General features: G+C 70.3%; 11 protein-coding genes. 4 read left to right on the plus strand and 7 right to left on the minus strand.

Annotation, left to right across the window (positions count from 1 at the left end; genetic code table 11):
- The 3 genes from B2P18_RS07145 to B2P18_RS07155 form a co-directional block, all read right to left on the minus strand.
- Positions 1-772: ABC transporter permease (locus tag B2P18_RS07145; protein WP_286957578.1), on the minus strand; the 772-nt coding region annotated here is incomplete at its 3' end.
- A gap of 244 nt (positions 773-1,016) precedes the next feature.
- Positions 1,017-2,915 (minus strand): translational GTPase TypA, encoded by a 1,899-nt coding sequence (gene typA / locus B2P18_RS07150; protein WP_286957582.1) that lies wholly within the window; start codon positions 2,913-2,915, stop codon positions 1,017-1,019.
- Between the two features lie 89 nt (positions 2,916-3,004).
- Complete coding sequence (locus B2P18_RS07155) at positions 3,005-3,427, minus strand: (deoxy)nucleoside triphosphate pyrophosphohydrolase (protein ID WP_286957583.1); 423 nt, start codon at positions 3,425-3,427, stop codon at positions 3,005-3,007.
- Between the two features lie 35 nt (positions 3,428-3,462).
- On the opposite strand from B2P18_RS07155, the gene B2P18_RS07160 reads away from it, so the two are divergent.
- Positions 3,463-3,819, plus strand: a complete 357-nt coding sequence (locus B2P18_RS07160; protein ID WP_286957588.1) for a 4a-hydroxytetrahydrobiopterin dehydratase — start codon at positions 3,463-3,465, stop codon at positions 3,817-3,819.
- A gap of 60 nt (positions 3,820-3,879) precedes the next feature.
- Here the strand turns inward: B2P18_RS07160 and B2P18_RS07165 are convergent, their stop codons facing one another.
- Complete coding sequence (locus tag B2P18_RS07165) at positions 3,880-5,244, minus strand: CitMHS family transporter (protein ID WP_286957590.1); 1,365 nt, start codon at positions 5,242-5,244, stop codon at positions 3,880-3,882.
- A 250-nt stretch (positions 5,245-5,494) separates the two neighbouring features.
- Here B2P18_RS07165 and B2P18_RS07170 point away from each other — a divergent pair, with 250 nt between their 5' ends.
- Positions 5,495-7,930, plus strand: a complete 2,436-nt coding sequence (locus B2P18_RS07170; RefSeq protein ID WP_286957593.1) for a sodium-translocating pyrophosphatase — start codon at positions 5,495-5,497, stop codon at positions 7,928-7,930.
- Between the two features lie 120 nt (positions 7,931-8,050).
- Complete coding sequence (locus tag B2P18_RS07175) at positions 8,051-9,565, plus strand: DHA2 family efflux MFS transporter permease subunit (protein WP_376783717.1); 1,515 nt, start codon at positions 8,051-8,053, stop codon at positions 9,563-9,565.
- A 201-nt stretch (positions 9,566-9,766) separates the two neighbouring features.
- On the opposite strand, the gene B2P18_RS07180 is transcribed toward B2P18_RS07175, so the two are convergent.
- Positions 9,767-10,102, minus strand: coding sequence for a hypothetical protein (locus B2P18_RS07180; RefSeq protein WP_286957595.1), 336 nt, complete (start codon positions 10,100-10,102; stop codon positions 9,767-9,769).
- Positions 10,057-11,064 carry a hypothetical protein gene (locus B2P18_RS07185; RefSeq protein ID WP_286957602.1) on the minus strand — a complete coding sequence of 336 codons (1,008 nt, stop codon included), beginning with the start codon at positions 11,062-11,064 and terminating at the stop codon, positions 10,057-10,059. Before B2P18_RS07185 ends, B2P18_RS07180 begins: the two co-directional genes overlap by 46 nt.
- A gap of 125 nt (positions 11,065-11,189) precedes the next feature.
- On the opposite strand from B2P18_RS07185, the gene B2P18_RS07190 reads away from it, so the two are divergent.
- Positions 11,190-12,230 carry an NAD(P)-dependent alcohol dehydrogenase gene (locus B2P18_RS07190; RefSeq protein WP_286957604.1) on the plus strand — a complete coding sequence of 347 codons (1,041 nt, stop codon included), beginning with the start codon at positions 11,190-11,192 and terminating at the stop codon, positions 12,228-12,230.
- Between the two features lie 71 nt (positions 12,231-12,301).
- Here the strand turns inward: B2P18_RS07190 and B2P18_RS07195 are convergent, their stop codons facing one another.
- Positions 12,302-12,787 (minus strand): GNAT family N-acetyltransferase, encoded by a 486-nt coding sequence (locus B2P18_RS07195; protein ID WP_239265113.1) that lies wholly within the window; start codon positions 12,785-12,787, stop codon positions 12,302-12,304.
- Positions 12,788-13,133 lie beyond the last annotated feature (346 nt).

Genomic DNA, 13,133 nt, shown 5'->3' on the forward strand with positions numbered 1-13,133 from the left:
TGGTGTAGACGAGGATGGGCGCCCACAGGTGCGGGAGCAGCTCCTTGGTGTAGAGCCGCCAGGGTCGGGCCCCCAGGGAGCGTGCGGCCTCCACGAACTCCCGCTCGCGCAGCGACATCACCTGACCGCGGACGATGCGGGCGAAGTAGGGCCAGCCGAAGAACCCGAGCACCGTGATGATGAAGAGCAGCTTGGGCGTGGAGGCCGTGTCGGCCAGGCCGATCAGGTCGGCGATCCAGGTGACCATGACCGTCTGCAGCGAGAGCAGCATCAGGGTCTGCGGGAAGGACAGCACGAGGTCGATGACCCGGCTGATGAGCCAGTCGGTGCGCCCGCCCGCGAAGCCGGATACCAGGCCCATGATCGTGCCGAGCACGATGGCCATGGCGGTGGCCGAGACAGCCACGAGCAGCGAGGTGGTCATCCCGGACAGGATCAGTGCCAGGAGGTCGCGGCCGGTGCCCGGCTGGACGCCCAGCCAGTGGTCACCGGTGACGCCGCCCATCGACCCGGACGGCATCGAGCCGAGCTCCTGCACGAGCTCCTCGTGGTTGCTCAGGTCCAGCACGCCGAGGGAGGTCAGGATGGGGGCCAGGATGCCGAGCAGGATGACCACGATCGAGCCGACGAGCGCGGCCATCGTGACGCGGTCGCGCCGCAGCCGGGCGAGCACGAGCTGCCACGGAGAGCGACCCTTGATGTCGTCGCCCTCCACGGGCGCGACGTCGACGGCGATCTCCGCCTGATCGGCATGGGTGGGAGAGGTCGACATCGACGGCGTGCCTTTCGGGAGCGGGCCTGCGCTCCCCCGGGTGAGCGACCGGGGCGCGCAGGTGCTCGTGACACTAGGGACAGCACCGGGCCCTGGACAGTCCCCGACGCCCACCGTGTCCCGATCGTGACCTGGGTCTCAGTGCCCTGTCCTCCGGTATGCCGGACAGCCGGTCACCCCCGCGTCGCGGGACGGTGACCGGCTGTCGGCATACGCGCTGCCCCCGAGGATCAGGGGCGGTGGATCACTGGCCCTGCTCGCGCTTGGCCTCGGAGCGGGCGCGGGAGGCGGTGCGGGCGCGCTCGTTCGCGGGGAGCACGACCTTGCGGATGCGCACGTGCTGAGGGGTCACCTCGACGCACTCGTCCTCGCGGCAGAACTCCAGCGACTGCTCCAGGGAGAGCCGGCGCGGGGGCACGACCTTCTCGAAGTTGTCGGCGGAGGAGGCGCGCACGTTGGTGAGCTTCTTCTCCTTGGTGATGTTGACGTCCATGTCGTCGGCGCGGGAGTTCTCGCCGACGATCATGCCCTCGTAGACCTCGGTGGTCGGCTCGACGAACAGGGTGCCGCGCTCCTGCAGGTTGACCATGGCGTAGGACGTGACGGCCCCCGCGCGGTCGGACACGAGCGAGCCGGACTGACGGGTCGAGATGGTGCCGAACCACGGCTCGTAGTCCTCGAACACGTGGTGCGCGATGCCGGCGCCGCGTGTCTCGGTGAGGAACTCGGTGCGGAAGCCGATCAGGCCGCGCGAGGGCACCAGGAACTCCATGCGGACCCAGCCGGTGCCGTGGTTGGTCATCTGCTCCATGCGGCCCTTGCGGGCGGCCATGATCTGGGTGACCGCGCCGAGGAACTCGTCGGGGGTGTCGATGGTGAGGCGCTCGGTCGGCTCATGCAGCTTGCCGTCGACCTCGCGGGTGACCACCTGCGGCTTGCCGACGGTCAGCTCGAAGCCCTCGCGGCGCATCTGCTCGACGAGGATCGCCAGCGCGAGCTCGCCACGGCCCTGGACCTCCCAGGCGTCAGGACGCTCGGTCGGCAGGACGCGCAGCGACACGTTGCCGATGAGCTCGCGGTCGAGGCGGTCCTTGACCAGGCGGGCCGTGACCTTGGTGCCGCGCTCCTTGCCTACGAGCGGCGAGGTGTTGGTGCCGATGGTCATGGAGATCGCGGGCTCGTCGACCGTGATGATCGGCAGCGGGCGGGGGTCCTCGGGGTCGGCGATGGTGTCACCGATCATGATGTCCGCGATGCCCGCGATGGCGATGATGTCGCCGGGGCCGGCCTTGTCGGCGGGCTTGCGCTCCAGGCCCTCGGTGACCAGCAGCTCGGTGATCTTGACCTGCTTGGACGAGCCGTCGTGCTGGAACCACATGGCCTGCTGGCCCTTGCGGATCTCGCCGTTGAAGACGCGCAGCAGCGCGAGGCGGCCGAGGAAGTTGGACGAGTCGAGGTTGGTGACGTGCGCCTGCAGCGGGGCCTCGTCGTCGTAGACGGGCGCGGGGACGGTCTCCATGATCGTGCGGAACAGCGGCTCCAGGTCGGGGCTGTCGGGCAGGCCGCCGTCCGCAGGGCGCTCGGTCGAGGCGAGGCCGGACTTGGCCGACGCGTAGACGATCGGGAACTCGATCTGGTGCTCGTCGGCGTCCAGGTCCATGAACAGCTCGTAGACCTCGTCCACCACCTCCGCGATGCGGGAGTCGGGGCGGTCGACCTTGTTGATGCACAGGACGACCGGCAGCTTGGCCTGCAGCGCCTTGCGGAGCACGAAGCGGGTCTGGGGCAGCGGGCCCTCGGACGCGTCGACGAGCAGGACGACGCCGTCGACCATGGACAGGCCGCGCTCGACCTCGCCGCCGAAGTCGGCGTGCCCCGGGGTGTCGATGATGTTGATGGTGACGCCCTCGGGGAACTCCGAGGCGGAGGGGCCGTTGTAGTGGATCGCGGTGTTCTTGGCGAGGATCGTGATGCCCTTCTCGCGCTCCAGGTCGCCGCTGTCCATGGCCCGCTCGTCGACGTGGTCGTGCTCGCCGAAGGCACCCCCCTGCCAGAGCATCTTGTCGACAAGAGTCGTCTTGCCGTGGTCGACGTGAGCAACGATGGCGACGTTTCGGATGTCGCCGCGGGTCTTCTGAGCCATGCCTCCATTGTCTCAGCCCGCGGGACCTGCCGTGACCATGCGTGACGAACCCCCGTCCAGGTCTGTCCACGCGGATCCCGGGCGGGTCGTCAGGACGTCAGGAGGCGAGCCACCGCTTCGACGATCGGCAGGTCAGCGGGCAGCCACGGCACCTCGCCGAGGTCGTCCCGCCCGAGCCAGCGCAGCTCGTCGTGGTCCTCCAGCGCCCTCGGCTCGACCCCGCTCACCTGCGCGGTCCAGACGCGTATGGCGTACCGCTCGCTCAGCACCCACCGCCCGTCCGGGAGGGGACCGGTGACCTCCTCCCCCACGACCAGGTCGACGCCGAGCTCCTCGCGCAGCTCGCGGTGCAGCGCCTCCAGCTCGGTCTCGCCGGGGTCGACCTTGCCGCCGGGCAGCTCCCACCCGCCCGCCAGGTGGGAGGGCTCGGTGCGGCGGGCGCCCAGCAGCAGCCTCGGTCGTGACAGGTCGTCGAGGAGCGCGGCCCCGACGACGGCGATGGGTTCCGGCATACGGCCCATCCTCTCCCAGGGGCGATGATGTCGGCATGAGCCGACTGCTGGACGACGAGGAGATCACCCGCCAGCTGCGCGACCTGCCGGGGTGGGAGCGCGTGGACGGGCACCTGGTCGCGACCTACGAGTCCGGGTCCTTCCTCGAGGCCGTGCGGCTGGTCGAGTGGGTCGCCGACGAGGCCGAGCAGATGGACCACCACCCGTTCATCGACATCCGCAGGGCGCGCACGCGCTGGGAGCTGTGGACGCACTGGCGGGACGGCATCACGCAGCTGGACGTCGAGCTGGCGCACCGCATCCGCCAGCGCGCCGAGGCCACCCGGGCCACGACCGTCACGACAGCCCCAGCCCCAGCCCCCGCCCCCGCTCCCGCTCCACCAAGATCGTGAGTGTTTGGTCCAACCTTCTTGGACGAAACCCTCACGATCTCGGGGGCGGGGCGGCGGGGGTCAGATGGGCACGCCGCCGATGGTCACGGCGCACAGCAGGAACACCACGAACGTCCCGATGCTCCACTTGGCGGCCGTGCGCTGCCAGGTGCCCATGTCGACGCCGGTCAGGTGGAGCAGGAGGTAGATGAAGCCGACCAGCGGGGACAGCAGGTGGAAGGCCTGGCCGGTCGTCGAGGCCACGGCGATCTGCATCGGGGTGAAGCCGTAGCCCGCGCCGGTCTCGGCGAGGATCGGCAGGACCCCGAGGTAGAACGCGTCGTTGGACAGCAGGAAGGTGCCGGGGATCGACGCGAACGCCGTGACCATGCCCCAGCGGTCGCCGAGCGAGGGCGGGACGACGTCACCGATGGACTGGCCCATCGCCTCGGACATGCCGGTCCCGTTGAGGATGCCCATGAAGACGCCGGCCGCCAGCACCATCACGATCACGTGCATCGCGTTGGCGCCGTGGATCTCGATGATGTCGCGGGACTCGTTCAGCTTGCGGTAGTTCAGCAGCAGCGCGATCGCGAAGCCCACCTCGAAGATGATCGCCGAGGGGATGTCCGGGATGATCCACATCCCGCCGAACACGAGCGTCACCATCATGACCATCGTGAGGATGAAGTTCGGCCAGATCATGTGGGGCCGCTTGAGCTTCTCGCCCTCGTGCTCGAGCGCGTGCGCGGTCTCCTCGCTGTCGTTAGACGCCTCGATGAGGGAGTTCGCCGGCGACAGCGCCATGACCTCCTCGGAGGACAGGTCCACGATGCCGAGGCGCTTGCGCTCCGCACGACCGCGGATCACGGCGACGATCACGACCCAGACCGTGGCGATGAGCATGCCCGGCAGGAGCTTGCGCAGCAGCTCGCCCTCGTCGACCTTGAGCGCGGCGATGATGCGGGCCGTCGGACCGCCCCAGGGCAGGAGGTTCATGATCGAGTTGGCCATGATCACCAGGACGGCGAGGTCCATCATCTTCATGCCCAGCCGGCGATAGACGGGGATCATCGCCGAGCACACGATCATCGTCGTGGTCGACCCGTCGCCGTCGACCGAGACCACGGCTGCGAGGAGCGCCGTGCCCACCAGCACCCGGAGGGGATCACCCTTGACGATCCGCAGGATCAGTCGCACGAGCGGGTCGAACAGCCCCGCGGTCAGCATCAGGCCGAAGTAGAGGATGGCGAACAGCAGCAGGAACACCGTGGGCGCCACGCCCTTGACGCCGGCGAGGCTGTGGTCACCGATCTTGTCGCCGAACCCGGCGAGCAGGGCGATCAGCACCGGGCTCAGCACCAGGGCGGTGAACGGGGTGGTGCGCTTGGTCATGATCAGCACCATGAAGATGGTGACGATCAGCAGACCCCAGATGGTCAGCATGGCGACTCCTCGGTGAGCGATCGCGGCGTGGTCGCGCGACCTAGCGAGGAGAGTAGCCACCCTGCGCCCGTCCCGCCCGTCGTGCCCAGCCGGGCCTTCCCTTGAGCCGTCAGGGGATTCGCAGCGGGTCTCGATAACGGCGACCCCCGTGCTCGGCCCACGAACGCGCCCTCGTAGTGTCGTAGGTGCCACTAGACGGATTCGGTGACCAGCGACAGCTGAACGACGACGTTCTCGGATCGAGCCGATCATGCAGGTAGACACAGTCCTTGCGCCCCCACTCCGCGTCCCGGCCGCCGGCGAGGCCGACCTCCACCTCCCCGACCTCGGGTCGGTCGACTTCCTGGGTGGCATCAGTGGCCACTCGCTGCTCATGGGCGGCATCGTGGTGTGCCTGCTCGGCCTGGTGTTCGGCTTCGTGACCTACGGCCAGCTGCGGAGGCTCCCGGTGCACGAGTCGATGCACGAGGTCTCCGAGCTCATCTACCGGACGTGCAAGGCCTATCTCGTCCAGCAGGGTCGCTTCCTGCTGATGCTGTGGGTCTTCATCGCCGCGGTGATCGTGGCCTACTTCGCCTTCCTCATGCACTACTCGGTGGGCCGGGTGCTCGTCGTCCTCGCCTTCAGCCTGGTCGGGATGGGCGGGTCGTATGCCGTGGCGTGGTTCGGCATCCGCGTCAACACCTTCGCCAACAGCCGCACGGCGTTCGCGGCCCTGCGGGGCAAGCCCTATCCCGTCTACGAGATCCCCATGAAGTCCGGCATGTCCATCGGCATGGCGCTGATCAGCGTCGAGCTGCTGATGATGCTCGTGATCATGCTCTTCGTGCCGGGATCGCTCGCGGGGGCGTGCTTCATCGGCTTCGCGATCGGCGAGTCCCTCGGCGCGAGCGCGCTGCGCATCGCGGGCGGCATCTTCACCAAGATCGCCGACATCGGCTCGGACCTGATGAAGATCGCGTTCAAGATCAAGGAGGACGACGCCCGCAACCCCGGCGTCATCGCCGACTGCACCGGGGACAACGCCGGCGACTCGGTCGGCCCGTCGGCCGACGGTTTCGAGACGTATGGCGTCACCGGGGTCGCCCTCATCACCTTCATCCTCCTGGCGGTCCCCGACCCCGCCACGCAGGTCAAGCTGCTCGTGTGGATCTTCGTCATCCGCGCCGTGATGGTCATCGCGTCCGGCCTGTCCTACGCCGGCAACCAGGTCATGGCGGGTCGCCGCTACGCGCACCGCGACCGGATGAACTTCGAGACGCCGCTGTCCGCGCTCGTGTGGCTCACGTCGGCCGTGTGCATCGCCCTGACCTACCTGACCTCCTGGGCGCTGATCGCCGACCTGGGCACCGGCCTGTGGTGGCAGCTGGCGACGATCGTGTCCTGCGGCACCCTGGCCGGTGCCCTCATCCCCGAGCTGGTCAAGGTCTTCACCTCCACCCACAGCCGGCACGTGCGGGAGGTCGTGACGAGCTCGCGCCAGGGCGGTGCCTCCCTCGACATCCTCTCCGGGCTCGTGGCGGGCAACTTCTCGGCATACTGGCTGGGCATCGCCATCGTCGGGCTCATGGGTGGCGCCTATCTGATCTCGACGATCGCCCTCGGTGCGCTGATGATCGCTCCCGCGGTGTTCGCGTTCGGGCTGGTCGCGTTCGGCTTCCTCGGGATGGGGCCGGTGACCATCGCGGTCGACTCGTACGGGCCGGTCACCGACAACGCCCAGAGCGTCTACGAGCTGTCCGTCATCGAGGACATCCCCGGCGTCGCCGAGCAGATCCGGGCCGAGCACGGCTTCGACGTGGAGTGGGAGCGCGCCAAGTACCTCCTCGAGGAGAACGACGGCGCGGGCAACACATTCAAGGCCACCGCCAAGCCCGTGCTGATCGGCACCGCCGTCGTCGGATCCACGACCATGATCTTCTCGATCATCATGGCGCTCACCGGTGGTCGCACCGAGGAGATGGTCAACCTCTCGCTGATGCACCCGCCGTTCCTGCTCGGCCTCATCACCGGCGGCGCGACGATCTACTGGTTCACCGGGGCGTCCATCCAGGCCGTCACCACCGGGGCCTACCGCGCGGTGGAGTTCATCAAGGACAACATCCACCTCGACGGGGCGACCAAGGCCAGCGACGAGGACTCCACCCGCGTCGTCGAGATCTGCACGCAGTACGCCCAGAAGGGCATGCTCAACATGTTCCTCGGCGTGTTCTTCTCCACCCTGGCGTTCGCGTTCGTCGAGCCGTTCTTCTTCATCGGCTACCTGATCTCGATCGCGTTGTTCGGGCTCTACCAGGCGATCTTCATGGCCGACGCCGGCGGCGCGTGGGACAACGCCAAGAAGGTCGTCGAGGTCGACCTGCACGCCAAGGGCACGGCCCTGCACGACGCGACGATCGTGGGCGACACGGTCGGCGACCCCTACAAGGACACCTCCTCGGTCGCGCTCAACCCGGTCATCAAGTTCACGACCCTGTTCGGCCTGCTGGCCGTCGAGCTGGCCGTGCAGCTCGCCGCGTCGTCGGGGACCGGGCTGACCCACTCGCTGGCCGCGGTGTTCTTCGTGATCTCGGCCTACTTCGTCTACCGCTCCTTCTACGGCATGCGCATCTCGGATGGGACGGGGACGGAGGACGAGCGGGCGGAGCCACCTGCCCGCGAGGGTGCCCGGCCCGCCGCGGTCTGAGCCGCATGCCGTGCGCCCGCCGCCTCCGGTGACCCGCGAGGCGGCGGGGCGGCATCCGGCATACGGCACGCGACCCCGCGGCAGGAGGGGTGTGTCAGTGGCTCGTGAGACGCTGCGAGCGTGACGTCACCCGAGCAGGCTCCACCCACCGCGCGCCCTGCCGGCAGCGCTCCCGCCGACGACTCGCGCACCGCGAGCCCGTGGCCGGCGCTGTGGGCCCTGTGCCTGGGGTTCTTCATGATCCTGGTCGACTCCACGATCGTGACCGTCGCGATGCCCGCGCTCATGTCCGGGCTGCACGCCGACATCGGCGCGGCGGTGTGGGTGACCAGCGCCTACCTGCTCGCCTACGCCGTCCCCCTGCTCATCACCGGGCGGCTCGGTGACCGCTACGGCCCCAAGCGCGTCTACCTCGTCGGACTCACGATCTTCACCCTCGCGTCCCTGTGGTGCGGACTGACCGGCACCATCACCGGGCTCATCGTCGCCCGCGTGATCCAGGGCCTCGGGGCCGCGCTCATGAGCCCGCAGACGATGTCGGTGATCACGCGCCTCTTCCCGCCGCAGTCGCGCGGGCAGGCCATGGGCCTGTGGGGCGCCGTCGCCGGGGTGGCGACGCTCGTCGGCCCGGTCCTCGGTGGCGTGCTCGTCGACACCCTCGGGTGGGAGTGGATCTTCTTCATCAACGTCCCGGTGGGCCTGCTCGCGATGGTGCTCGCCTGGCGGCTCGTCCCCACCCTGGACACCCACGCGCACCGGTTCGACTGGATCGGGGTCGTGCTGTCCGCGGTGGGTCTCTTCTGCATCGTCTTCGGCATCGAGGAGGGGCACAGCTACGACTGGTCCACGATCACCGGGCCGATCACGGTGTGGCGCCTCATCGGGTTCGGTGTGCTCGTGATGATCGCGTTCGTCGTCTGGCAGGCGCGTCAGCGCAGCGAGCCGCTCGTGCCGCTGCGCCTCTTCCGCGACCGCAACTTCTCGGTGGCCAACGTCGCCATCACCACCGTGGGCTTCGCCGTCACCTCGACGATGTTCCCCATCATGATCTGGGCGCAGAGCGTGCGGGGCCTCTCGCCGACCTACGCCGCCCTGCTCATGGCGCCGATGGCGGTCATCTCCGGTGGTCTGGCCCCGGTGGTGGGCCGGCTCGTGGCCCGTACGCACCCCCGAGTCCTGGCGGGGATCGGGCTGCTGTCCTACGCCGTGTCGCTCGTGTGGATGCGGGCCGTGCTGCGCGCCGACATGCCCCTGTGGGAGCTGCTCCTGCCCGTCGCCCTGCTCGGCGTTGCCAACGGCTTCATGTGGGCTCCCCTGTCCACCTCGGCGACCGCCAACCTCGACCGTCGCGAGGCGGGCGCCGGGTCCGGCGTCTACAACACCACCCGGCAGATCGGCTCGGTGCTCGGGTCGGCGGCCATCGCGCTGGCCATGGAGGACCGGCTGGCCGCGCACCTCCCCGGATCCTCGGGCGCCGCCCCCACCATGGGCGGCACGGGCGGCACCATGCCGCCGCAGGTGGCCGAGGCGTTCAGCGCCGCGATGGGTGACGCGCTGCTGGTCCCCGCCGCCGTGATCCTCGTCGGTGCCGTCGTCGTCATGGCCTTCGAGCGGCCCCGCCACCAGCACGCCTGACCCGCCGGCGCCTCAGATCGGTCGGTTCACCCCGCCGCCGCGCGCAACGCGTTGAGCCCACCTCGCCGCAAGCAACGGGTGGAGCCCACCTCGCCGCGCGCAACGGGTGGAGCCCACCTCGCCGCGCGCAACGGGTGGAGCCCACCTCGCCGCGCGCAACGGGTGGGGTCCACCACCGATGACGGTGGCCATCTCCACCCGCTAGGGCCGCGGCGGTGCGACCGACCTGCTCTCCCTGACCCCGGTCTTCCCGACTCCGGCCTTCCCGACTCCGGCGACCAGGCCCAGCAGCAGCCACAGCAGCGTGGCGATCCCGGTCGTGTTCGCCGGGTGGTCGACCAACGACATCACCGCGAACCCCGCGAGACCGGCACCGGCCACCCGCGCCACCGTCGAGCCGGAGCGCACGCCGCGCCGGATCAACCACACCGCCCCGAGCGTGAGCGCGACCACCGCGGCCCCCGCCAGCCAGCCACCCTCGACTGTCCAGCTCAGCCACAGGTCGTGGGCATGCCGGAACCTCTCCGGACCCGGCACCTGCTGGTCGATGACCGCGCCCGACCGGCCGGGCCCGACGCCAGGGGGTGTCCGGCCACGACGCGCAGCGCCGCGCCCCACACGTCCCGCCGCACCCCCAGGCTGCCGCCGACCACCAGCACCCCGCCGATCACGACCGCGGCAGCGACGGCGGTGGAGACCCGGCGCGACCAGCCGGGCCGCAGCACCACCAGGACGGTCGCTCCGACCACGGCCGCAGCCACGCCCGCCCGGGACCACGTCAGCAGCACGGCGACGTAGCCGAGTACCACGACCGCGTGCCCCACGAGACGGGCCGACGACGTCGGGAGGCTCGTCGCCCCGGCCCAGGCGACGGGCAGGAGCAGGACGAGGGCTGCGGCGAGCACGTTCGGGTTGCCGAAGGTCCCGGTCACGCGGACCATCGCGTCCGGGTCGCTGCACAGCTCGCGCCCGGCGGCCAGGCCTGCGCGGCAGAAGCCGGTGGGCACGTCGTCCGCCCACTGGTGCAGCGCCGCGAGCCCGGTGACCGCGCACGCCACGAGGGCCGATCCGGTGACGAGGGTCCACGACGACGGGTGCCGCCGCATCAGGCCCACCGCGAGGTAGCAGGTCATGACGCCGGTGAGCAGCGCCCGCCATACCGGCCATCCCTGACCGCTGGCGACCACGGACGCGGCCGACGCCGCGACCAGGAGCACGATCGGCAGGTCGAGCCAGGTCGCCCACTCCCGCGGCGACGGGGCTGCGACGAGGCCCGCGGCGAGCCCCACCAGGAGGACCAGCCGGTCGGGGGTGAGGACCCAGACCACCGGCGCGTCGGGCAGGATGCCGACCACCGCGTGGAGCACCACCACCAGGAGGGCCAGCCCCATCACCGACCTCGTCAGGACCTGGCGCCGAGCTCGGAGGTCCCGCCTGGCGGACGGCGCGGTGACGCCGGAGCTCCGGGAGGCGGACGTCGCGACGGGGGTGGTCGTCATACGACTGGTGTCTCACACCGGGGTGACGGGGCGGGCACGACGACGTGAACACTGCGTGGGACGCGCAGGTCTCGCTCAGCAGACTGGACGAGATCGGCTCAACCACGCGGATTGTCGTGGAGCGCATGATGGACGTTGCTGCCTACGCGGCCCCCTCTGCGGGAGCCCCCCTCGAGAAGTCCACGATCACCCGCCGCGACGTCGGAGAGCACGACGTGCTCATCGACATCGAGTTCGCCGGCATCTGCCACTCCGTCATCCACACCGTCCGCGACGAGTGGGGTGCCCAGCAGTACCCCCTCGCCCCCGGCCACGAGATCGTCGGCCGCGTCACCGAGGTCGGCTCGGACGTCAGCCGCCACCAGGTCGGCGACCTGGTCGGCGTCGGCTGCATGGTCAACTCCTGCCAGGAGTGCGCGGCGTGCGAGGAGGGCCTCGAGCAGTACTGCCTGCAGGGCAACATCGGCACCTACGGCGCCGTCGACAAGGACGGCACGATCACCCAGGGCGGCTACTCCACCCACGTGGTCGTCGACGAGAAGTTCGTCGTCCGCGTCCCGGAGTCCCTCGACGAGGCCGCCGTCACGCCGCTGCTGTGCGCGGGCATCACGCTCTACTCCCCCCTGCGCCACTGGGGCGTCACCGAGGGGACCAAGGTCGCCATCATCGGCATGGGCGGCCTCGGGCACGTCGGCGTCAAGATCGCGAGCGCGATGGGCGCCGAGGTCACCGTCCTGTCCCACTCGGACAAGAAGCGCGAGGACGCCGCGACGTTCGGCGCCCAGCACTACGTCAACACCACCGACGAGGACGAGATGAAGGCCCTCGCGGGCACGTTCGACCTCATCATCAACACCGTGTCGGTCAACCTGCCCATGGCGGACTACCTCGCGCTGCTGCGCTACGACGGCACCCTCGTCGAGCTCGGCGCCCCGTCCAAGCCGCTCGAGGTGCCGGCGTTCGCGCTGATCCCCGCCCGCAAGTCGCTGGCCGGGTCCTGCATCGGTGGCATCGCCGAGACCCAGGAGATGCTCGACTTCTGCGCGGAGCACGACATCACCGCCGAGATCGAGCTGATCGACGCCGACCGGATCAACGAGGCCTACGACCGTGTCGTCGCCAGCGACGTGCGCTACCGCTTCGTGATCGACGCCAAGACCTTCTGAGGTCTTGCTCCACCCGAGTGGCCAGGCATCCGAGGGTGCCTGGCCACTCGGCGGATGGGGGCGCCTTGCGGTCAGACGAGCTGACGGCCCAGGTGCCGGAACGGCCCGTCCGCCTCGAACCCCGCCCGCTCGTAGACCCGACGCCCCGACTCCGTCGAGTGCAGCTCGATCCGACCCGCGCCCTGCTCCCGGGCCCACGCCATCGCGTGGTCGAGCAGCGCGGTGCCGATGCCCCGGCCGCGGTGGGGGACGTCGGTGCTCATGTCCGAGAGGTATGCCGACAAGCCCCGCCCGCGGGGACCGGGCAGGTGCTGCTCCACCGCGACGCTGACGCACCCGGCGAGTGAGCCACCCTCTCCCGCAAGGGGATCCACGTCCACGACGAAGCAGGCGTAGGTGTCGCGCGCGAGCAGCACAGCCGCCGCCTCGGCGCATCGCCGGCGCCAGTCCTCGTCCTCGGAGACCGCGACCGGCCAGGGCCAGCCCGTCTCCATCAGGAGCGCCTTGAGGCGCACGATCTCGGGGATGTCAGCTGGGGTGGCACGGCGCACGATCACGGACGCCGAGCCTAGTCGCCCAGTCGCCGCCACCAGCACCCGCACCTCGCGACCCGCGCACCCTCCACCTCGCGCCTGCTCCCCCGCGCCGCCCCACCGACCAGCCAGCCCGCCGCCCCGCTCGCCGGCACGCGACATGAAGTGACCCGACGGGGCGCGAGCCGCCGCGTGACCGCCGACTTGATCGTTCAGCCTGACCCGACGGGTCACTTCCAGTCGGCGAGGTGGGGCCAGTCCGCCACCGACCAGCCAGCCCGCCGCCCCGCTCGCCCGCACGCGACAGGAAGCGACCCGACGGGGCGCGAGACGCCGGATCCCCGCCGGTTTGATCGTTCAGCCTGACCCG

The organism is Arsenicicoccus sp. UBA2120, from assembly GCF_002330965.1.
Taxonomy (GTDB): Bacteria; Actinomycetota; Actinomycetes; order Actinomycetales; family Dermatophilaceae; genus Arsenicicoccus; species Arsenicicoccus bolidensis.